The organism is Lysinibacillus sphaericus, from assembly GCF_015844675.1.
Classification (GTDB): Bacteria; Bacillota; Bacilli; order Bacillales_A; family Planococcaceae; genus Lysinibacillus; species Lysinibacillus sphaericus_E.
Genome location: NZ_LDGC01000037.1, coordinates 86,339 through 107,766 on the forward strand (window position 1 = coordinate 86,339; position 21,428 = coordinate 107,766).

Here is a 21,428-nt window from a genome sequence, read left to right on the forward strand (position 1 = left end):
ACTCCTCCAGAGTGGTTACTAAGCAGTGAAATTACCATCATAACTAAGCATTACTGCTGATTTTACTCCAGGTACTTTTGTAAGATTGTCCATCAATTTTGTATCATTTTGTTTAACACGAACTTCATAGGTTGTTTCGATTTCAATATCTGACATAATAGATTTTGATTTTAAAGCGAATTTTTTAGACTGTGTCGCAATAATACGCTCCACTTCTTCACAAGCAAACTCTTCTTCAAATTTCACAATTAAAAGATATGGATTTTCCACAGTAATTTTGTTTACAAATACTAGTAATACAAGACCAATTAAAACTGCGCCAATAATAACAAGCGGAATAAATCCTGCACCACAAAGAATCCCCGAAACTATTGCCCAGAAAATATAGACTAAATCCATAGGATCTTTAATAGGTGTACGGAAACGCACGATTGATAGCGCACCAACCATACCTAGCGATAACAGCACATTTGAACTTATTCCCATAATCACTAGTGCTGTTGCCATTGTCATAATGAGTAGCGAAATATTGAAGGAATGTGAGTAAATCACTCCGTTAAAGGTTTTCTTGTAAACGGCGTAAATAAACAGCCCCACAAAGAACGCTACAACTAACCCTAAAATTGAATCTATTAATGAAAATGATGCTGTTTTCTCTAAAAAGCTGGATTTAAAAATATCGTTAAATTTTATAGTATCCATTGTTTAATTCTCCTTTATACGTACATACGACTAAGCTGATATTTCGAATATGCTTCAGCACGTGTATCTACTGATTGTAATAAGTACTTAATAATATCTGGCAAGTACTCATCATATTTCACTTCTAAAATAACTAAGTTTGGCTCAAGTACATCAACCATCGGCAGTTTCGGATGAAACATATCTGTATTACGTAAGCTCGATTGTACTTTACTATCAAATGTGACACGCACATTTCCAAAGGGATAGATGTAAGCCTCTCGCTCGTAATCAACAACTGTCATCGGTTTCAATTGGTGATACTTCATTTCCTGATATAAATCTTGTATTAACGCTCGTTTGTCTTTCTCCATCCAAGCGATATCCCCAACGCGCATTTGTTCAAATTCCTTTTGAGATATGGCACACTTCGTTTTAAACGTTAAATTATTACGTTTACTTTTCCGCTCCAAATTTATAATCTCTGTGGACTTACCATAAATTCGTACTCGATATTTATCTCGATTGATAAAGCCCTCTTTTTTCTCATTTAGGACCTTGTTTGCAAAATTATCGAAGTATGTGCTGCGAATTAAATACTTACCATTCATCCCAGCATGCTTGTCTAACTGCATCACATGCCGAAGTTTAGTTTTTAATAATGCATAGTCCGAATAGGAGATGGCCTGTTTAATCTCCTTACGACCGTTAGGGTTAAACGAAGTAAGAGTTGGCATATAGTTCACTCCTTACATTTTTTCAATTTTGTATTGCTCTTGCTTTTCAGCTAACCAAGACGCATACTCTTCATTTATGCGCTCCTCAAGCACCGTTGCATAAACTTCATCTTTTAGATTTTCGAATACTGCCTCTTCTGCCGGTACTTTATCGGTTACTTTAATAATGTGATAGCCCTCTGATGTTTGTACGATGTCGCTGATGCTACCCTTTTCAAGGCCAAACGCTACTTCCTCAAACTGCTCCTCCATTTGTCCTCGGCTAATATAACCTATTTCCCCGCCAGCCTCATTCGTTGTTGTATCGATTGAATATGTTTTTGCTAAATCTGCAAAATCCTCACCGGCTTTTATTTTTGCTAGCACGTCTTTTGCTGTTGCTTCATCCTCCAATAAAATATGACTGGCTACTACCTCTTCTTTTTGTCCATAGCTATCTTTATTGTCTTCAAAATATTGAGCTACTTCCTCATCTGATATGTCTATGCTTGTAGCGATAACATCTTTTGTAAGCTGATACATGCGAATATTATCCCTCACACTCTGCTCTGTCAGTCCATTCGCCTTTAGTGCCTCCTGTAATGATTCCTCCCCACCATATGACTCCGCTAACTCCTCATACTCTTCCTGAATAGCGTCATCGGATACAGAAACACCCTCTTTTTTCGCCTCTAGCTCAACTATTTTATTGGTAATTAGTGTATCTAGCACCTCTGTACCGTATTGTTCACGCAATGCGTCATCTAGTTCTGTTTGTAAAATCTTTTCACCATCAACCTTCGCCACATAATCACTACTCTCACCACAACCGACTAGTAGTATTAATAATGCTGCAGGTAAGGTCATCATTTGGAAAAACCTTTTGTTTCCGGTCATCCTTGATCCCGTCCTTTCTTTTGGTTTCTCGTTTACAATGCTTACTATAAAGGCCTAATGTGTCAGTCAGATGTCAGCTTTACATTTCCTTCAAAAAGTCTTTACAAAAAAAGCTACCACGCCTTTAGAGCGTAGTAGCCTTCTTTAGTGTTATTTCAAAGCATGTTCCTGATGAATTACTGTCAATTAAGCGTAAATCACCACCTATAGATTGCGCCATCATTTTACTAAGTGATAATCCTAAGCCTAACCCACGGACCGCATATTTTTTATTTTCGCCTCTATAAAAACGCTCAAAGATAAATGCTTGATCTTCTTGAGGAATACCGTATCCAGTGTCCCTTACAGTAATTGATACAGCATCCTCTTTTTCCATAAGCTTTACGGTAACGATCCCTTCTTGCATTGCCTGCTTTGCATTCGTCAATAAATTTGTAACTATTTGCTGTATTCTTACAACATCCGCGTGTACATCAACAGATTCTGTAAGGAGATCCGTTTGTATTTTAACATTTTCATTATCCTGCATGACTTCCCATTGTGCTACAGTATCACGTACTAATTGATTAACACTTACTGTTTCAAGCTTTACTGGAATTGCATCTACAGCAAAATGATTGTAAGCTAGCAAATCACCGACCATCGTTTTCATTTTCGTCGTTTCTACTAGCGCCATTTGAATAAATTCACTAGCGTCTTGACCTGTAACGACACCATCGTTCACTGCCTGCAATAACCCACTAATTGACGTGACGGGTGTTTTTAGCTCGTGGGTGACCCCTGCTAATAACTCTGTTCGAGTCTTTTCTAATTGCTCTAGCTTAGTCGCCATTTCCTTAAAAGACGTAACGAGCTCATAAATTTCTTCTTCCTTATTATTTTGAGGCAAATCCAATGTATAGTTTCCTTCTTGTACTTGCTTTGCGGCTTCGGCAACTTGTTTTATTGGATACGCTAAACGTTTTGATAAAAAATAAATAGCACCCCAACCTAATACAGCAAGTGCTCCAATTAATAGTGCCAGTTGCCCATATGCTTGGTTAACCTTCGTTAAATTGTCCTTTTTCTCTAAGACAAGCACCCAGCCAACTACCTTATTGTCCTTTTCAAGTTTTCGTTTTACGACATATTGAGCTAACTCTCGTCCCTCACTCGTTAAAGTTATCTTCTTTGTCCCTTCTTCACTATCCAGTAAGTTGGCAACATTTTTTTCACTCCCCGGAGGCATCGGTCGATTGCTGCTTACTATATTGCCTGCCGTATCTACAACATATAAAACGGGATCAATTTCTCGCATAGTAGATCGCTCACGGTTACCAATAAACCCTGAAACCCCCCCCATAGGTCCATTATTTTGTCCAGAAGTATCTGTTAGGCGAAATACAGTCTCGTCTGCTATAAATTCCATCATCTCTAGTCGATTTTGAAACGTCGTATGTCGAATCCATGCCGCAGAAATAAAAGTGATAATAGCTAGACCTACAAAGAGCGTTAGTAAATAGCGGCTTGTCCAATAGTTGCGTAAAGATACTCGCTTATTTTTTGTGAACACTTAGCTGATACCCCAATCCACGTAGTGTCTTTATTTCTCCCTCTTCCTCATCCCACTCCTTAAGTACCTTTCTGAGTCGCTTTACAGCTAAATCCACCGCTCTATCGCTACCTTCATACTCCCATCCCCAAACTTGATCGATCAGTTGATCACGTGTAAATGTTTGATTTGGGTGTTCTGCCAAAAATAAGAGCACCGATAAATCTCTAGGCGTTAAAATAATTTCTTCTCCTTTAAGTAGCACACGGTGGCCTTTCATATCAATCTCTAGCTCACCAAAGCGTTTTATTTCTGAAGATCTATAACTTCCTTCAGCACGTCTTAAAACTGCCTTTACTCTTGCTACTACCTCATCAGCTATAAATGGCTTTGCAATATAATCGTCTGCCCCTTGATCAAAACCCTCTAATCGATTATTTACATCGCCTAATGCCGTTAGCATGATCACTGGACAAGAGCTACATTCTCTAATTTCCTTTAAAATGAACCAACCATTTTTTTCTGGTAACATAATATCGAGTAATACTAAATCAGGCTGCACCTTTTGAAACATATCCAATGCCTGTCCACCATTAAAACATTGCACAACATCAAAGCCTACTTTTTTCAAATATGCCTTCAATACTTGACTTATTGCATATTCGTCTTCTACTACTAATATTTTTGCCATGTCCTTCACCTCGTTACCAGCTCATTCGTGTTTTCATTATATCATCGATTTATGTCAGTTAAATGTCAGGAGTTAGTGCGTCTGTTCATTCTTATAGCAAAGTATATTTCCATGTATGGTTCCAACACTTCAAATATCGAGCTATTTACAATTTAAATCTATTGACAATGTCTTCCTAAGCCAATTATCATTGATTGCGAATGATAATCAATGATAATTCATTCATATAGTAGATTTACTAAACAAAATGATTAGGGGGGAAAAGCATGATTATTGTTACAAATCGTATTCAAGTCAAACCCGGCTTTGCTGCAAAAATGGCACCGAACTTTACAAAACCAGGTCCTCTACAACAGTTCGAAGGCTTCCATAAAGTAGAGGTACTAGTTTCAACTGATGATCCGACTTATGACGAAATGAGCGTCAATATGTACTGGGAGACTAAGGAGCATTTCCAAGCTTGGCGTAATAGCGATGCATTCGCTGCGGCACATCACCGTCCTGGACAAAGCTCTGAGGGAGGAAAACCCGAAAACAGTCCAATGATCGGTAGCAAAATAGTTATAGCTGAATTAGCTTCTTCAATTGAAGCATTACGCTAACTTTTAATTTGTATCTCCTATCCTCACTATTTGCGAGGAAGAGGGATAATAACTAACATATCTTCTGATTCTATCTAAAAAAAACCTGCATTTTTAAAAATGCAGGTTTTTTAATACTTTATCGCATGAAAATAACTAAAATATATCCAAGTATTGATAAACAAACCGAACCGATCAGTCCGGCAATAAACGCCTTTACACCTAATTGTTTAAAGGTTTTTATGTCTACATTTAAACCTAGTCCGGCCATTGCCATTCCGATTAAAATATAAGCGGTATTTACAAAGGTTTGCGCTACATTAGCTGGTACGATCCCTAACGAATTAATAGCACTCATCGCTAAAAACCCGAGAATAAACCATGGAATGATTGACAGTGAAAATCCTTCCTTTTCCTGCTTCTTGTCCATTCTCCGATATAAAATACCGATGACAATGGCTACCGGTACAAGCAATGCGACACGTGTTAGCTTAACAATAACCGCCATATCAATTGCTTCATTCCCACCAGCAGAGGCTGCTGCAATAACATGAGCAATTTCATGTAAAGTGCCTCCCGCAAAAATACCATATTCAGTAGGGGTTAAATTAAATACGGAATATAACACCGTATAGACTAATGTGAATACAGTCCCTAATAATGCAACAATCGCTGCGCCCACTGCTGTCTCTTTTTCATTTGCTTTAATTTGAGGAGCAATAGCGACAACGGCAGCAGCTCCACAAATAGCTGTGCCACAAGCTGTTAATATACCGAGTTTCTTATCGACATGAAATACCTTCGTTAAGCCATATACAACAAGTAAAGCAAATACTAGATTAATAAACGCAATAAGGAAGACACTCGCTCCAGCATTGTAAATATCCATTAAATTCAAACGCATACCTAATAAAATAATGCCGAGGCGTAATAATTTTTTACTTGAAAATGTGATGCCTATTTGCCAAGTATCCTGCACCTTAAAGGCTGCTCTCCAAGCCATACCTAATATAATGGCAATGACAAGCTGCCCTAATATTGAGAAGAACGGAAATGTCGAAATATACTTCGCCACTAAGGCAATAATGAGTGTCAACAATATCCCCTTCATAAACGCAGGGGTTAGGAAACTTTTTAACCTACGTTGTCCATTATCCATGTTGTTCACTTCTTTCATCCTTGATGATTATTACTTTATTAGAAAGTTAATCATTAGTAAAATACATATATATAATGGCAATTATTAATATTTCTAATGATAGGAGTAACGATATGCAGTATGATGCTTTAAAAACATTTATCACACTGGTGGAAGTCAATAATTTTACGAAAGCCTCCGAAATACTTCATATTTCACAGCCGAGTGTCAGTTTACACATTAAAAACTTAGAACGAGAATTTCAAACGACCTTGTTTAGCCGTTCACCAAAATCTGTACAAATCACCCCAACTGGAGAAATTTTATATAAACGAGCTAAACAGATGCTGGCAATTGCGGAAGCAGCAAAGGAAGATATTTTAACCTATCATCATGAAATCCAAGGGACGCTTGTAATTGGGGCTAGTTTTACAATTGGCGAATATATTTTGCCTCCTATCATAGCTAATCTACAACAGCAATTCCCCAAGCTAGAGCTTCAAGTTATTATTGGCAATACGAAAGAAATCATTCAATATACAAAATTGTTACAAGTCGATATCGGTCTTATTGAAGGACAGGCACACGACCATGAACTTATTATTCATCCGTTTATGCAAGATGAATTATTTATTGTCAGTGCGAGTAATCACCCTCTTGCAAAGGTACCAACTATTACGGTTGCGGACTTACAGCAGCAAAATTGGGTTGCACGTGAAGATGGCTCTGGCACACGATATTACTTAGATCATTTATTTAGAGCAAACGGGCTCCAAGTACGTTCACTTCTTACTATTAGTAGTAATCAAGGTGTGAAAGAAAGCGTGATTCAAGGGCTTGGATTTTCATTACTGTCCGCTAGTGTCATTGAGCGTGAATTAAAAAATAACGATATAAAAACCTTACCTCTCGAGGATCAACATTTTACACGAACATTTTCTTATTTGTACTCACCTACAATGAAAAACAAACGCAATGTTGACACTCTTATAGAGGCATTATTAAAGAAAGCTTAGCGACTAGTAATTCGCTAAGCTTCATGTTGTTGAAAAGTTATTATGTATCAGAAGGTATATACTATGTGAAGCAGTTGATTGGAGTGGAGACTGGGCGACTCCTTGGGGATCAGCGATAGGGGAACGAAGGCTAAAAGCATCACGTCCTGTGATAACGCCTTCGTGACCAACATCCTGTTGCCCCGACGCCCCCAGGAAGCTTTGCTCTGTGCGAAAGCGAAGCGGCAGCAACAAATGTTTTAACTGTGCGAAAGCGAAGCGGCAGCAACAAAGCGCCCAGTCGGAATCAACTTCTCGTTTCGCAGAAAATCCTTCCTTTATTTAATGTGACGCCCATAGATTCTCTTCACCATTTTGTTTTTCGACACTACTTGCTAATCTCACTTTAAAGTTCTTGGGTTTATACGTTTACGCTCCTGCTTTTGCTCAATAATTTCTACGAATTTCAAGGCTGCTCGAGATAAGGGCACACTTTTCAAATAACACATGCCAATGCTTCGTGTTGGAATACTTTCTGTTAATGTTAACTCATATAACAGGCCTCGTTGCAAATAATCCTTAGAAAATTCTTTCGTTACACAGGCAATTCCTAAATTACTTCGTGCAAATTCAAGCACTAGATCATGTGAACCAAGCTCAAACTCAGGTTCAATGTGGATTCCTCTTGCAATCAAATAATCTTCTACGTACTTTCTTGAATTAGATTTTTTCTCTAAAAGAATAAGTGGAAACTTTAGCAGATCCTCAAAGCTTATACTTTTTGAAGCCAATGTTTTGTACTTCTCTCCACATACAAAAATATCTTGGACCTCCGTGCAAGCGGTTAGCTTTAATGTCGGATCTTCTATCGGAAAATTGCAAAGTCCTATATCAACCTCACCAGATTTAATAAAATTACAAATTTCCAAAGTCGTTCCATTTAACATTTGTAATTTTATATTTGGATACATCGTATGAAACGCCTCTAGATAAGGCATTAAAAAGAAACGAGAAATGGTATCTCCTACCCCAATTTTCAACTGACCTGTTGTTAAATTTTTAAATTCTAGCAGCTTCTCCTCGCCAGCATCTAACAGGCCTAATGCTGAATTTGTATATTCATACAGAAGGCTGCCTTCAGTTGTTAATGTCACCCCTTTAGGTGTGCGATTAAAAAGACGTGTGCCGAGCTCCTTTTCTAATTGCATCATAGCTTGGCTAACAGCTGGTTGAGTCATATATAAATCTTTAGCAGCACTTGAAAAGCTATTATTTTTAGCAACAATACTAAAAACGCGATATAAATCTAATTTCCCTATCATATAAGCACCTCTTATAGCTATTATACGAACTATTAATTTTACTTATACCACTAAAGAGGCGTATAGTAAAATCATATTGGTTTAATTTCACAATATTTAACTTTTTCAGTAGGCGAAAAGAATCGGCAAGGCGTCTTTTGTAATACCCACAGCCGGTTCCAGACGCAATTATGCCAAGGCATAACTATTAATCATACATTTATCTATTTAATAAGGAGAGATTATTTTGGAACGTGTAGTTGGTACAGTAGTAAGAGGTCTTCGTGGTCCGATTATTAACGAAGGCGATAATATTGAGCAAATCGTTGTTGATACAGTATTAAACGCAGCAAAGACAGAAGGCTATTCAATTGAAGATCGTGACATCGTTACAGTAACAGAATCTGTCGTAGCGCGTGCACAAGGTAACTATGCATCCATCGATGACATCGCAGCGGACGTAGCTGCTAAATTCGGTGATGATACTGTTGGTGTTATTTTTCCAATCCTAAGCCGCAATCGCTTCGCTAACTGCTTACGCGGTATTGCAAAAGGCGTTAAAAAAGTTGTTCTTATGCTTAGCTATCCATCTGATGAAGTTGGGAACCACCTAGTTGATATCGATGAGCTAGATGTAAAAGGGATTAATCCTTGGACAGATACTTTAACTGAGGCTGATTTCCGTGAGCATTTCGGCTATAAAAAACATACATTTACAGGCGTAGATTATATTGAATATTATAAAGAACTAATTGAAGCTGAAGGCGCGTCTTGTGAAGTTATCTTTTCAAACAACCCAAAAACAATTTTAGATTTCACGAAGAGCATTTTAACATGTGATATTCATACACGCTTACGTACAAAACGTATTTTAACGGCAAATGGTGCTGAAAAAGTATACAGTCTTGATAATATTTTATCTGAGCCCAATAAAGACTCTGGCTTTAATGCAGAATACGGTCTACTTGGTTCAAATAAAGCTACTGAAGATAGCGTAAAATTATTCCCACATACTTGCCAACCAATCGTTGATGGCATCCAAGCAAAAATCAAAGAAGCTACTGGTAAAACAGTTGAAGTAATGGTTTACGGTGATGGTGCTTTTAAAGATCCTGTGGGCAAGATTTGGGAGTTAGCTGACCCTGTTGTTTCTCCAGCTTTCACAGCTGGATTAGACGGCACACCAAACGAAGTAAAACTAAAATACTTAGCGGATAACGATTTTGCGGAACTTCGCGGCGAAGAATTAAAAGCAGCCATTTCTGAGTATATCCAAAACAAAGATGCAGATTTAACTGGGCAAATGGCCGCTCAAGGGACAACGCCTCGTCGTTTAACAGACCTAATTGGTTCACTATCTGACCTAACTTCTGGTTCAGGTGACAAAGGAACACCAATGATTTATATTCAAGGTTATTTCGATAACTATACAAAATAATAAGCTATAAAAAATGAACGCCCATGTTACTTGGGCGTTCATTTTTTATATAGTGTACACGCTTCAATGTCTGACGCTATGTCCAAGTTTATTATTTCATTTAGTGAGGATGACAGGAATCGAACCTGTAAATCCCTATTCCGTAAAGGGACATGCTACCACTGCATACTTCCTCATATTTATTATATTTTATTAGTTTCATACTTTAAGAATTACATTTTTCTCAGTCCTTTTGTTTTATAGTTAGGTATACTTTACCTTTTCAAATCATACTTATTTCAATTGATTAGGAATCACTTCTTCATTTAACCAATGTTCGCTTGTTCGAACATGATTCTGTCTCACAAATTTCCCCAGGTTATATCGAAAATCATCATAATGGAAGGCAGCTGCATTTCTAATAACATACCCTTCCTGCTCACCCCCAAGAAGTGATTTCCCTGTAAATGTCTTCTTTATTTTTTCCTCATCGAAAATACCTCGATATAATACAGGTACCGTTTCAATCCCCCATTCAGCTGCATAACGGACTGTTTCATCCCAGCTTAAACAAATATTTTTTTCGTTCCAAATACTAAATAAATAAAAGTAACTAGTTAACTCATTGTAGTAAATGGAGTGCTTGGCATAAATATTTTCACCACATAATCTCCAACCTTCTGGAATCTGGAAGGCAAATGTAGCATGAAACGTTTTCACCCAATGCCTCGACGGATGATCTCCTGAATTTAAGCTTCTAGCATGCATATAGTTTTGATAAAGTGTTGTTCCTTCCCCGTCTAATTTTTCGGTTACAACAACCTCTTTTCCAATAAAATGATCAACATTTTTAGCAACCTTGTCATCGTGTGTATATCCTCTACTCCACGGCAAATGAAAGCTTCTTGGATATTTCATCAAATTGGTCATAAACTCACTTCCTTTGTTTACATCTACTTCGCAAATTGATCTGCTTCTCGAAAGAAATAAAGCTTTGTTAATAAGTCACCATCTAATAAATGATAAATCTTACTTGATCCCCTATCACCTCCATATTGAATTAACATATGAAATTGCACTAAATTAATCACCTTTAAAACAAAGTCTTCTTCAAAACCAAGCTCTAATAAAAAATGGCATACCATTTGAGCAGATACATTTTCATGTCCATAATATCCATATCTTTGTTGTAATTCTTTATATTTTTTACAAAACGGTTTGCCTATATCATGGAATAAAGCAGCTATCTGCAGTGCTAACTTGTCACTTTCCATATAGTATTCGTTCATATATTCATAAACAAAATACGTATGCTGGCAAAGTAAAAATTGATGATAAGGATTTTCTTGATTAAATTGATAAATCTCTTTAAATAGTTGGACTGATTTCAACTTTTGAAAAAGCTCATCATATGTGGGTTCGCTTCGGATTAGCGAAAGAAATTGCTCTTTTGAGATTTCATACGGACTCGCTTCATGTACAATATGCACCTCGTCAAATCCTTCTCCCAATATCGGAAACTCTAAATTCTTCCTCATTTTATCCATTATCACTAACGGAACTTTTCTCTTCCTTTGTTGATTTCTTGCTATACACAATGTATAAGGAGTATCAAAATAATAACAAATCGTCCTCACATCACCAGACAATTTACCTAGTGCAAATATCCTGCGTTCCCGTTCGATATTTGTTGCATCAACAATGACAGATTGACCTTTAGCCACTAATTCATTTAAACGCTCATACAACACACGAAATACTGTTCGCGATTTCTGTCTTGAAGCGTCACCAAATAACTCTTGACGTATGGCATCACTCGAAAGAATAACTGCATTTTCACTTTTCGCTAGCCCTTTAACAAACGTACTCTTGCCGCTTCCAGGTAACCCAACCGTAAATATCACCTTCATTTTCTCACCCCCTTTCAAGTGTCTATATCGTTTATAAAAACACATTCTTTAGTTGGCAATTAACGTCTATTCTTATTATTCACGGAGCTGTTATTCATAAAAAATCAATCATCCACTTAACTGTAAAGTATAGAGATTAATTTTCGGGGGTTAAAATGATATAAATTGGACATAGCATTTGTTGAAACGTATACCATGAATATAAGTTAACCGGAGCAGAGGCCAGGCAACTCATTGGTCACAGATGAGCCCCCGGACCGAGTATTAGAACGAAGACTAAGAACATTACGTCTTGCGATGACGCCTTCATGACCAACATCATTCACTGACACTGCGTTAGCACTACACTTTCGCATAGAAAACACCCATCGGACACCCAAGGAAAGCGCCCGGCCAGAACGGAGATCAACTTATATACATGATGTCATACCAAAATTTTGGAGACTATCCATAAAAAGCAACATTTTTCAAAGAGGAAAATTCGACTACAAAAAAGACTGCTCCACTTTTTTTGCGGAACAGCCTTTTTATTAAAAATTTGATTTTATGTTATAACTTTATTATATCATAAATTTGCCAAAATTACTAGACTATACTTCTTCCCAAACTAGCTGTATGATAAATTTCCCGATTCTAAATCCATATTGAAAGGAATGTGAGTAACATTGGAAAAGCAATATGAATGGACAGAAGAAAATCAGTATCTTGTTCTTTGTTTAAATACAGTTGGTCACAAAAAAGAGGAGTTACTACAAAAGGAAAAGGATGTTAGAGACAATGTTTTAACATTAAAGAAAACCTTTTGGGATGACGTCAGAGTGAATTTAGATACTCCTGAGGATATAGACGAAACTTATTATGCTATTAAACAACAGGCGGAGCTCTTATCCGATTCTCAACATGCTCAGCAACGTGCCATCAAGGATGTAAAAACTTATGACCGTTTACTGCAATCACCCTATTTTGCTCGCATTGATTTTTTACAGGATGGGCAAAACGAACCTTTAAAGATTTATATCGGTGTAGCAACCTTAATGGATGAAGCGAATGAAAACATACTAATTTATGATTGGCGAGCCCCGATATCAAGTATGTATTATGATTTCACACCTGGCCCGGCTACTTATGAAACGGCGACTGAAGAAATCCAAGGTGAGATGCTTTTAAAACGGCAATTTATCATTAAAAATGGCAAATTACAATCAATGTTTAATACTGGTCTAACAATTGGTGATGATTTATTACTCGATATTCTCGCTCAAAATGCAAATGAACATATCCGCAGCATCGTAGCAACGATTCAAGCCGAACAAAATAAAATTATTCGACATGTCAACACGCCTTATCTCATCGTAGAAGGTGTCGCGGGTAGTGGAAAAACAGCAGTTGCTCTCCAACGCGTTGCTTATTTGTTGTATCATTATCGAGACCAAATTACTGCTGATCAAATTTTATTGATTACACCTAATCAGCTCTTTAATCAATATGTTCATACCGTTTTACCTGATTTAGGTGAAGATAATATGCAGCAATTAACCTTCTCCGAATATGCAACAAAACGTTTAGGTCGACAGTTCCAATTAGAATATCCTTATGAGCAATTGGAGTCTCTTTTAACAGAGCAAGATGACTCGCTCTACCAAACGAAGCTTGCGATTATTTCTTTTAAAGCTAGCCTCCAATATCGAGAATTGATGGACAAATATATAGAGTACCTTGCCAATGACGGTTTGCTATTTAAAAACATTGTTTTTCGAGGAGAAAGAATTATTACAGCGCAAGAAATCGCTGAGTACTTTTATTCGTTCAATGTCACAATGCCGATCCCAAATCGACTGCAGTTAGTGAAAGAATGGTTGTTACAACAATTATCAAAAATTGAAAAGGCAGAACGGACAAAAGAATGGGTAGAAGAAGCTAGTGAACTGTTAGACATTGAAGAATATACAAAAACCTATAGTGAACTTTTACATGAAGGTCGCTTTTCAGAAAACTCCTTTGATGATTTTGAGCAAGAGCGCAAGAAAATAGCTATCCAAATTGTCAAAAAACAGCTCAAGCCACTTCGTCAATCTGTGAAACAATTAAAGTTCGTTCATTTGTTAGGCATTTATCGTCAACTGTTTGATATGAACAATACTATACATCAGCAATTACAGAACTTTTTGCCCGACCATTGGGAAGAAATCTGTCAACAAACACTCCCAAATTTAACAAAGCGCATTATTTCATATGAAGACGCCGCTCCATTTTTATATTTGCAGGACAAAATAGAAGGTCAACGAACAAATACGATGATTCGTCATGTTTTAGTTGATGAAGCACAAGACTATTCTCCATTTCAGCTATTTGTATTACAACAATTATTCCCACGTGCACGTATGACTATATTAGGCGATGGACATCAAACTATCCATCCTCATACCTTTAAAAACCCTTCCCTGCTGACGCCACAATTGTATGGTGAACAAGCAGAAAAAATAATATTAACGAAAAGTTATCGCTCAACAAAACAAATTATTCACCTTACTTCGAAGATTTTACATGAGGACGCAAAAGTAGAAGCCTTTAATCGAACTGGTCCCGAACCGACTATCACGATTGTTCCAAATGAAATAGATTTAATTGAAAAACTTGTCGAAAACATTAACAGCTTGTCCCTAAAGTTCGAAACTATTGCAGTCATCTGCAAAACAGAACAAGAGTGTACGAAGGTGTTTGATCAAATGAAAGACGTCGTAGATCTTCAACTCATTACCCATCATACTAATCAATTTAAAAAAGGAATTTTACTGTTACCAGCTTATATGGCAAAAGGAATTGAGTTCGATGCTGTCTTGCTCTACAATGCTTCTGCAACTAATTATTCTAGAGAAACAGAACGTAATTATTTCTACACAGCTTGTACACGAGCAATGCACGAATTGCATATCTATTCCATTAATGAGTTAACCCATTTTTTAAAACTTTAATTTCAATAAAGAAGAGAATCTGCATGCTTCGATTAAAGGCTAGCAGATTCTCTTTTTTAAATGTAGTAATTATAATCCTCAGGAATAACACGTTTTAAAAATTTCTTTGTGCGCTCTTCTTTCGGATTAACAAATATATCATGAGGGCTTCCTTCTTCTACAACGACACCACCGTCCATAAAAATGACTCGGTTGGCTACGTCTTTTGCAAAGCCCATTTCATGTGTGACAACAAGCATCGTTGTCCCTTCTGCTGCAATGTTTTTCATAACCTGAAGGACTTCTCCTACTAGCTCTGGGTCAAGCGCAGAAGTCGGTTCATCAAATAAAATAATATCAGGATTTAACGCTACTGCCCGTGCAATACCGACTCGTTGTTGCTGACCTCCGGACAATTGACTTGGATAGGCATCATATTTTTCTGATAAACCTACTTTATCAAGCGCTTTTTTGCCAATATCTATGGCTTCTGCCTTTGGAATTTTACGTCCTATAATAAGCCCTTCTGTCACATTTTCTAGCGCTGTTTTATTCGTAAAAAGATTGTAGTTTTGGAATACAAAGGCCACACGTTGTCGGATGGAATGTACGTCCTTCTTCTTCGCATTTTGAAAATCTACTTGGATATCGCCAAATGTCGCATGTCCTTGGTCGGCTTTCTCTAAAAAGTTAATGCAACGTAATAATGTTGTTTTTCCCGAGCCGCTGGGACCTAAAATAACGACAACATCTCCTTTATCAATAGCTAAATCGACACCTTTTAAAATTTCATTGTTACCAAATGATTTATGAATATTTTTAATTTCTAACATACTCGTTCACCCCTTAGGCTTTTGCCACTTTGAATTTACTTAAATGTTTTTCATATCGTTTAAAAATGTATTCAACCGTACTACATAAAATTAAGTACACAATGAAAATATCAATATATGCTTCCACATAATTGTAGCCAACATTGGCAGCTACTTTAGCTTTTAATGTAATTTCAGGTAAGGACATTGCATAGCCTAAAGACGTTGCTTTAATGAGATTGACTGTGGCTGTACAAATATTCGGCATCGCTACTACTAATGCCTGTGGAATAATAATACGGCGATAAGCTTGAAATGTTGTTAAGCCTACTGAATGAGCAGCCTCTAGCTGACCTTTTTCAATCGTACTTAAAGCAGAACGAAATACCTCTATTAAAATTGCCGTCGTACTAAATGCGAAGACGATAAATGCATACCAAATCGGATTGATTTTATAAATATCATAGGCAATATTATATTTTTCAAAGATCATTTTAAGTAGTAACGGGATACTACTATAAATAATAAAGATTTGAATGATTATCGGTGTACCTCGGACAAAGGAGACATATATCTTTGCTATATGATTGATCACCGGGATTTTACTGACCCGTGTTAGTGCTAGTAGGAAGCCTAGTGGTAAAGCAACAAGCATAGCAACAATTGTCACAAGGAGTGCGATAGGTACACCTGATAATGCGACAAAAAATGTTTCAACTAAAAATTGATAATTCATGGTTTCGCCTCCTTACGTTGTTTCTAATGTCTTTTTCCCCTTACCAAAGAACTTTTCTAGCATAGCAAAGAATTTTTCAATAATAATCGACAGCACCCAATAAACAATCGCTAAAGCAATATATATTTCTAATGCATGCGCATTAATATTACTTGCGATAATTAAATTTGCCTTCCCGACAATATCAATTAAACCGATTGTATAAGCGAGCGCTCCTTCTTGTAATAACGCAATCATTCCATTCCCAAAGTTCGGTAAAGCGATAACGAGTGCCTGCGGGAAAATAATACGGCGATAAGCTTGGAATGGCGTTAATCCTACACTAACAGCTGCTTCAAATTGCCCTTTATCAATCGCTAAATAAGCAGAACGAATAACTTCTGACATAATCGCTGCAAACTGTAAAGTGAACGTTACAACTACGAAAATGGCTGTTTCAATCGAGTGGAGATTTATGCCGAAGTTTTCCGCTAACGCTGGAACACCATAATAGACGAGGAATAATAAGACGATAGATGGTGTACAACGCATAATCGTTGTATATAAGTTCGCTAATTTTCGCAGCAATTTTATCGAGCTTAACTTGGCAGCCGCTAATAATAAGCCAAATATTGTACCTAGTACAATGGAAGATCCTGCGACTAGGAAGGTCACTTTTAAAAACGGCAATAATACAGGAATTGAGTTCCAAATGTATGATGCATCAAAATACTTCTCCATTTCCTCACCAACTTCTATATAGATGTACAATAAGAGGTGTGTTGATTAGCCATTTTTAATTACAAAAATTAAGTAGAAGACGCTGATTTCCGTGACGAGCCGCTTCCCTCGCTAAAGGAACGAAGGCTAAATGCGTCACGTCCTGTGACAATGCCTTCGTGACCAACATCATGTTGGCCTCAGGGTCTCGTCTGTCTCGCTTTCCCGCGGGAGTCAAGTAGCCCTTCACTACAATCAGCTAAATATGCTTATATATAAGGTAAATTATAAAAAATCCTTTTTTACCCAAAAATTGACCAACATTTTTCCCTAATCAACACACCTGATACAATAATTCTCTTTTTAATCAATTATGCCTCGGCAAATTGCGTCCAAAATCGGCTTTGTGCTTAGGCCTGCACGATGCAGGTCAGTTAGCCATTATCGCATGGATGCGATGGTTTTAGGCTAACATCCCCTAAGCGCTCCCTTCCGATTCTGTGACATCCGCCGGAGGCTTTAACTTCCTTCAGCTGGTGTTTGGACAACCGCTGAAAGAAGTTAATAAAGACTGCTGAGTATACTGACTCAACAGCCTTTTATTTGGTAGTACCGCTACCGCCTATTAGCGCTTCACGGTTTCTAACACTTCAAATAAATCTCGACCGTAAAACTTAGTGCTTAATTCATTTGTTTTCTTTTGCTCTTTAATTTTTTCTATAGCTTTATCGTAAGCATCTGCAAATTCTTGTTCCTTTTTATTGAATAACGGCCATGTTTTAATAACGGCAAATTCGTTGTAAACTACGTCATTCTTTAAATTATGATAGGGGCCATCTTCTGCTATAACTTGTTGTTTAAATGGGCCTTCAATCATGACACCGCCATCGACACGTTTTTCATTTACCCATTGCACAACATCGACAGTGAACGCATCACCAGCCTGTAATTTCACTTTATTGTCTGGGTTGGCTTTATTATATTCATCAATAATTGTGTATTGAGCATTATTCGCAGCAATTGGAGCTAATGAATAATCTTTTTTCGCAAAGTCGGCTAATGTTTTTACGCCTTCATCCTCTTTACGTAATACTAAACCCGCACTACTTAAGCCTAAAAATTCTTTAGGGAAAATAAACTTTTCCGTACGTTCTTGCGTAAAGAAGGCATTTTTTATTCCTACTTGATATTTCCCTTGCTCAACACCAATTAGTAAATCATCACTAGTCGTGCCTACAAATTCAAACTTATAGTCAGGTAACTGTTCATCCACTAGCTTCATGACTTCCACATCATATCCAGTCGGATTTCCGTTATCATCAAGATAACTAATTGGCTTAGACGCCTGGTCAAATGCGACCTTCACTGTGCGTACTTTCCCGCCATCCTCTGAATCTTTATCTGAAGCTTCACCTGAATTACAGCCTGCTAAAATAGCAAGTGAAGCTAACCCGATTGCAGCCAATTGGAAAATCTTTTTCTTTTGTTTAAACATATGTCATTTCCCCTTATTCTCCATTGTTTTGTAATTGATGTTCAGTCGATTTTTGCTGTTCAATTGCGGCTTTTGCCAATTTAATAATTGTCATATCATCCATCGGTGGATTATGAAGTCCTGCACGAACATTTCGATAATAACGCTGTAATGGATTCGTTAATTGTAGGCTTTTAGCTCCTACTACACGCATTGCCTTATCGACGATTTCAATCGCCAAATTTGTTACGGTATGCTTAGCAACTGCCATTTCATTTGCCAAAAGCTCACGTCTAGCTGGGTCATCATAAGCTTCGGCAACCCCATACAGTACAAAGCGCGCTTGATATAGCTTTAATTCAATATCACCTAGAAGTTGCTGCACATTAGGTAATGTACTAATGGGAGCATTTAAACTATTAGGTTGATAATGATTTGCAAAATGCAGTGCATAATCGCGGGCTGCCTGCGCAATCCCTAAATATGTTGCTGGTATATGTAGAATCCAACCATTTATTTTGCCGCCACTCGGGTGACTTGGTAACTCTACTAAATGATTTGAAGGAACGATTACATCTTTTAATACTAGGTCATGACTGCTTGTGCCTCGCATTGCAGACATTTCCCAGTTCTCTTCGATTGAAAGCCCTTGGGCATCTTTATGAATAAGGAAGTAACCAATTTGATTTTTCTCCTCAATCCATGCTGATGTTAAGAAGTAATCTAGTACTGGAGAGGCTGTCGTAAAGATTTTACGCCCATTTATGAGCCAACCTGCCTCTTTTGAAACAGCATTCGTTCCTGGTCGCCCTCCACGTGTTGGACTACCTGTTGCCGCTTCACTCGCAGCCCTATTTATAATTGCACCGTTCTTTATTTCCTGAGCAAACGAACTTAGTAAATCTTCTGTCCATAGCTTTTTCTCATATAGTTCACCTACAACACCTAATGTCCATCCTAGCGAAAGTGAAGCATTCTCGTCGTAACTTGCTAACGTTTCTTGAACGAGTACCATATCATAGACTGATAATCCTTCACCGCCAAATTCTTTCGGTAAAGTTAGTTTTGGATAACCAATTTGCAGAAGTAGTTTATGTGCTTCGAATGGAAATTGAGATTGTTCATCTACTTCTTTAGCTTCAGCCTTTATTGACTCAGAAATAGATGCTAGCCGATCGAGCCAATACTGTTGTTGCTTTGTTTTAACAAATAAATTTTTCAAGAAAATCTCCTTCTTCCCAAATTGTATAAAACATATATACTTACTAAGAATTAATGTTGTAAAAAATCTCTAACTACGTTTTGTAGCAAGAGAATGTGTGGTACTGAATTTTCTGATTCGTTGACATTTATAATACTTTTCACATTTAAAAATGTCAATGGGATAATAACAAGTTTTTTTATAAGTTTTATACACATTAATTACATGTCTTCTTTTTTCACCAAGCCATATTTACAGCATATGCTAACACTATAGAAAGAGGTGCATGTATGACTAATAATATGAATCCAGCCTTAAATAATATGCCTATTTCGCCTATGACCCCTCAGGTTATTCAGACGAAATTTGGAGATATTAACGGAGATGGCTTACTTGAAACTGTTCTTTTGATGGGGAATAAAACACCAGATAGCCCTTTGTGGAAAAATCTAACGCTTGCGATATTTTACGGACAGACGCACCAATTTGAAAAAATAATGCTAAAACAAAGCGTCGGGTACAACCCAACTATATTTTTAGGTGACTTTACTGGGAATCATCAAGATAATATTTTAGCTATTTCTGACACGGGGGGTAGTGGCGGTATTATCAACGGCGAAATATTTGCCTCAATAAACGGAAAAATACGCTCAATTTTTGATGCAGAAACGTTTAGTAATACGCTAAAATACACTGTTAATTATCAAAACCAATATAAAGTAGCCGTGCGTAGCATGAATCCAAAAAAACAATATATTATCGATTTACAATACAAAGGTCCGGATTATTTAGCAGATATTTATAATCAAGACGGTACACTAAAGCAGCCAATTCAAGGATGGGTTGATCCAATCAGCGGATTGTATCCGGTCGACTATGAACGAGATGGCATATATGAGATTTTAGCGTATCAGGCTATAGCAGGCAGATTTCATGCCGATGGATTAGGTTATGTAGAAAATATTTTGAAATGGGATGGCAATGAATTTAGCGTTGACCGTCAAACTGTAGCGATTTTTGGCGAAGATTTAAAATAAGTTACCATGTCCTTATATTAGGAATAAGCAAGAATTTGCCCGATTTCCGCAATCGAAATTGGACAGATTCTTGCCTTTTCTAGGGTAGACAAGGCTTATTTTTCTACTAATGCAAAATAATTATTTTCGTGATCAGCAAAATTAAAAACTCTACCCATTGGCATCATGACTAAATCCCCTACTTTAACGCCTTTTGCTTGAAAATCTTGATATAGATCTTCTATATGTTCGGCATAAAACATTATAGAAGGTGTCCCTAAATTTAAGTCAGGCTGCATTTTTGCAATGATTTCTTTATTGTGTAAAACAAAGGTAGTTTGAGCTTCTTTAGTAGGAGCAATTTCAATCCAGCGTACTCCGCCCTCTTCCTGATCAGCAACTACAACAAATCCAACTTTTTCTGTCCAAAACTTCACGGCAGTATCTTGATCATTTACATACAACATTACTTGTCCAATTTGTCGAATCATGAAACAATTCCCTCCTCTTTTGAGCATTAGTATACATCAAAAAGTAGCTTTATATGTCATTTAGCGGTTATCGTTTTTAGGAGAATTTTAAAGTATTTATTGAAGAAATCTACTATATAGTGAACAGTTATTATAAAATGCTTAACTTTTATATTATTTTTGGTAAAATGAGCCTAGCTATCTATTGTTT

General features: G+C 37.0%; 20 protein-coding genes and 1 tRNA gene. 5 read left to right on the plus strand and 16 right to left on the minus strand.

The annotated features are described in order from the left end of the window. Window positions 1-18: 18 nt before the first annotated feature. The 5 genes from ABE34_RS11455 to ABE34_RS11475 form a co-directional block, all read right to left on the minus strand. On the minus strand, window positions 19-702 hold the full coding sequence (locus ABE34_RS11455; RefSeq protein WP_197142598.1) for a DUF4956 domain-containing protein: 684 nt from the start codon (window positions 700-702) through the stop codon (window positions 19-21). Window positions 703-716: 14 nt separating this feature from the next. Then, window positions 717-1,418: a polyphosphate polymerase domain-containing protein gene (locus ABE34_RS11460; protein ID WP_197142600.1), complete on the minus strand. Its 702-nt coding sequence runs from the start codon at window positions 1,416-1,418 to the stop codon at window positions 717-719. Between the two features lie 12 nt (window positions 1,419-1,430). Then, window positions 1,431-2,294 carry a peptidylprolyl isomerase gene (locus tag ABE34_RS11465; protein ID WP_197229816.1) on the minus strand — a complete coding sequence of 288 codons (864 nt, stop codon included), beginning with the start codon at window positions 2,292-2,294 and terminating at the stop codon, window positions 1,431-1,433. A 124-nt stretch (window positions 2,295-2,418) separates the two neighbouring features. Further along, window positions 2,419-3,846 (minus strand): ATP-binding protein, encoded by a 1,428-nt coding sequence (locus ABE34_RS11470; RefSeq protein ID WP_197142604.1) that lies wholly within the window; start codon window positions 3,844-3,846, stop codon window positions 2,419-2,421. Next, on the minus strand, window positions 3,830-4,516 hold the full coding sequence (locus ABE34_RS11475; RefSeq protein ID WP_197142606.1) for a response regulator transcription factor: 687 nt from the start codon (window positions 4,514-4,516) through the stop codon (window positions 3,830-3,832). The genes ABE34_RS11470 and ABE34_RS11475 overlap by 17 nt, the downstream gene beginning before the upstream one ends. 266 nt (window positions 4,517-4,782) lie before the next feature. On the opposite strand from ABE34_RS11475, the gene ABE34_RS11480 reads away from it, so the two are divergent. After that, a complete protein-coding gene (locus tag ABE34_RS11480; protein WP_197142608.1) occupies window positions 4,783-5,118 on the plus strand; it encodes a heme oxygenase in 336 nt (111 codons plus the stop codon). A 118-nt stretch (window positions 5,119-5,236) separates the two neighbouring features. On the opposite strand, the gene ABE34_RS11485 is transcribed toward ABE34_RS11480, so the two are convergent. After that, window positions 5,237-6,256, minus strand: a complete 1,020-nt coding sequence (locus tag ABE34_RS11485; RefSeq protein ID WP_197142670.1) for a YeiH family protein — start codon at window positions 6,254-6,256, stop codon at window positions 5,237-5,239. Window positions 6,257-6,369: 113 nt separating this feature from the next. Here ABE34_RS11485 and ABE34_RS11490 point away from each other — a divergent pair, with 113 nt between their 5' ends. Further along, window positions 6,370-7,251 carry a LysR family transcriptional regulator gene (locus ABE34_RS11490; RefSeq protein WP_197142672.1) on the plus strand — a complete coding sequence of 294 codons (882 nt, stop codon included), beginning with the start codon at window positions 6,370-6,372 and terminating at the stop codon, window positions 7,249-7,251. Between the two features lie 380 nt (window positions 7,252-7,631). On the opposite strand, the gene ABE34_RS11495 is transcribed toward ABE34_RS11490, so the two are convergent. Then, window positions 7,632-8,552, minus strand: a complete 921-nt coding sequence (locus ABE34_RS11495; protein ID WP_197142610.1) for a LysR family transcriptional regulator — start codon at window positions 8,550-8,552, stop codon at window positions 7,632-7,634. Window positions 8,553-8,778: 226 nt separating this feature from the next. On the opposite strand from ABE34_RS11495, the gene ABE34_RS11500 reads away from it, so the two are divergent. Further along, a complete protein-coding gene (locus ABE34_RS11500) occupies window positions 8,779-9,969 on the plus strand; it encodes a coenzyme F420-0:L-glutamate ligase (RefSeq protein WP_197142612.1) in 1,191 nt (396 codons plus the stop codon). A 104-nt stretch (window positions 9,970-10,073) separates the two neighbouring features. Here the strand turns inward: ABE34_RS11500 and ABE34_RS11505 are convergent. The 3 genes from ABE34_RS11505 to ABE34_RS11515 form a co-directional block, all read right to left on the minus strand. Further along, window positions 10,074-10,144, minus strand: a tRNA-OTHER gene (locus tag ABE34_RS11505). 98 nt (window positions 10,145-10,242) lie between these two features. Beyond that, on the minus strand, window positions 10,243-10,878 hold the full coding sequence (locus tag ABE34_RS11510) for an RNA ligase family protein (RefSeq protein ID WP_197142614.1): 636 nt from the start codon (window positions 10,876-10,878) through the stop codon (window positions 10,243-10,245). A 23-nt stretch (window positions 10,879-10,901) separates the two neighbouring features. Further along, window positions 10,902-11,858: an ATP-binding protein gene (locus ABE34_RS11515; RefSeq protein ID WP_197142616.1), complete on the minus strand. Its 957-nt coding sequence runs from the start codon at window positions 11,856-11,858 to the stop codon at window positions 10,902-10,904. Window positions 11,859-12,523: 665 nt separating this feature from the next. Between ABE34_RS11515 and helD the strand changes: the two genes are divergently transcribed. Continuing rightward, a complete protein-coding gene (gene helD / locus ABE34_RS11520; protein WP_197142618.1) occupies window positions 12,524-14,830 on the plus strand; it encodes an RNA polymerase recycling motor HelD in 2,307 nt (768 codons plus the stop codon). 56 nt (window positions 14,831-14,886) lie between these two features. Here the strand turns inward: helD and ABE34_RS11525 are convergent, their stop codons facing one another. From ABE34_RS11525 to ABE34_RS11545, 5 genes are all read right to left on the minus strand, one after another. Further along, on the minus strand, window positions 14,887-15,642 hold the full coding sequence (locus ABE34_RS11525) for an amino acid ABC transporter ATP-binding protein (protein ID WP_197142620.1): 756 nt from the start codon (window positions 15,640-15,642) through the stop codon (window positions 14,887-14,889). A 13-nt stretch (window positions 15,643-15,655) separates the two neighbouring features. Then, window positions 15,656-16,357 (minus strand): amino acid ABC transporter permease, encoded by a 702-nt coding sequence (locus ABE34_RS11530; RefSeq protein ID WP_197142621.1) that lies wholly within the window; start codon window positions 16,355-16,357, stop codon window positions 15,656-15,658. A gap of 12 nt (window positions 16,358-16,369) precedes the next feature. Next, on the minus strand, window positions 16,370-17,077 hold the full coding sequence (locus tag ABE34_RS11535) for an amino acid ABC transporter permease (protein ID WP_197142622.1): 708 nt from the start codon (window positions 17,075-17,077) through the stop codon (window positions 16,370-16,372). 604 nt (window positions 17,078-17,681) lie between these two features. Continuing rightward, window positions 17,682-18,551 carry a transporter substrate-binding domain-containing protein gene (locus ABE34_RS11540; protein ID WP_197142623.1) on the minus strand — a complete coding sequence of 290 codons (870 nt, stop codon included), beginning with the start codon at window positions 18,549-18,551 and terminating at the stop codon, window positions 17,682-17,684. Between the two features lie 13 nt (window positions 18,552-18,564). Next, window positions 18,565-19,752 (minus strand): acyl-CoA dehydrogenase family protein, encoded by a 1,188-nt coding sequence (locus tag ABE34_RS11545; RefSeq protein ID WP_197142624.1) that lies wholly within the window; start codon window positions 19,750-19,752, stop codon window positions 18,565-18,567. Window positions 19,753-20,021: 269 nt separating this feature from the next. Between ABE34_RS11545 and ABE34_RS11550 the strand changes: the two genes are divergently transcribed. Then, the gene (locus tag ABE34_RS11550; protein ID WP_197142625.1) at window positions 20,022-20,768 is read left to right on the plus strand and encodes a hypothetical protein; all 747 of its coding nucleotides are present in this window, start codon (window positions 20,022-20,024) and stop codon (window positions 20,766-20,768) included. Window positions 20,769-20,863: 95 nt separating this feature from the next. Here the strand turns inward: ABE34_RS11550 and ABE34_RS11555 are convergent, their stop codons facing one another. Beyond that, on the minus strand, window positions 20,864-21,238 hold the full coding sequence (locus ABE34_RS11555) for a VOC family protein (RefSeq protein WP_197142626.1): 375 nt from the start codon (window positions 21,236-21,238) through the stop codon (window positions 20,864-20,866). Between the last annotated feature and the right edge of the window lie 190 nt (window positions 21,239-21,428).

Excerpts from the sequence above, each read along its gene's own strand:
- ABE34_RS11455 (WP_197142598.1), bottom strand. The coding sequence starts at position 702 with ATGGATACTATAAAATTTAACGATATTTTTAAATCCAGCTTTTTAGAG.
- ABE34_RS11460 (WP_197142600.1), bottom strand. The coding sequence starts at position 1,418 with ATGCCAACTCTTACTTCGTTTAACCCTAACGGTCGTAAGGAGATTAAA.
- ABE34_RS11465 (WP_197229816.1), bottom strand. The coding sequence starts at position 2,294 with ATGACCGGAAACAAAAGGTTTTTCCAAATGATGACCTTACCTGCAGCA.
- ABE34_RS11475 (WP_197142606.1), bottom strand. The coding sequence starts at position 4,516 with ATGGCAAAAATATTAGTAGTAGAAGACGAATATGCAATAAGTCAAGTA.
- ABE34_RS11480 (WP_197142608.1), top strand. The coding sequence starts at position 4,783 with ATGATTATTGTTACAAATCGTATTCAAGTCAAACCCGGCTTTGCTGCA.
- ABE34_RS11485 (WP_197142670.1), bottom strand. The coding sequence starts at position 6,256 with ATGGATAATGGACAACGTAGGTTAAAAAGTTTCCTAACCCCTGCGTTT.
- ABE34_RS11490 (WP_197142672.1), top strand. The coding sequence starts at position 6,370 with ATGCAGTATGATGCTTTAAAAACATTTATCACACTGGTGGAAGTCAAT.
- ABE34_RS11495 (WP_197142610.1), bottom strand. The coding sequence starts at position 8,552 with ATGATAGGGAAATTAGATTTATATCGCGTTTTTAGTATTGTTGCTAAA.
- ABE34_RS11510 (WP_197142614.1), bottom strand. The coding sequence starts at position 10,878 with ATGACCAATTTGATGAAATATCCAAGAAGCTTTCATTTGCCGTGGAGT.
- ABE34_RS11515 (WP_197142616.1), bottom strand. The coding sequence starts at position 11,858 with ATGAAGGTGATATTTACGGTTGGGTTACCTGGAAGCGGCAAGAGTACG.
- ABE34_RS11525 (WP_197142620.1), bottom strand. The coding sequence starts at position 15,642 with ATGTTAGAAATTAAAAATATTCATAAATCATTTGGTAACAATGAAATT.
- ABE34_RS11530 (WP_197142621.1), bottom strand. The coding sequence starts at position 16,357 with ATGAATTATCAATTTTTAGTTGAAACATTTTTTGTCGCATTATCAGGT.
- ABE34_RS11535 (WP_197142622.1), bottom strand. The coding sequence starts at position 17,077 with ATGGAGAAGTATTTTGATGCATCATACATTTGGAACTCAATTCCTGTA.
- ABE34_RS11540 (WP_197142623.1), bottom strand. The coding sequence starts at position 18,551 with ATGTTTAAACAAAAGAAAAAGATTTTCCAATTGGCTGCAATCGGGTTA.
- ABE34_RS11550 (WP_197142625.1), top strand. The coding sequence starts at position 20,022 with ATGACTAATAATATGAATCCAGCCTTAAATAATATGCCTATTTCGCCT.
- ABE34_RS11555 (WP_197142626.1), bottom strand. The coding sequence starts at position 21,238 with ATGATTCGACAAATTGGACAAGTAATGTTGTATGTAAATGATCAAGAT.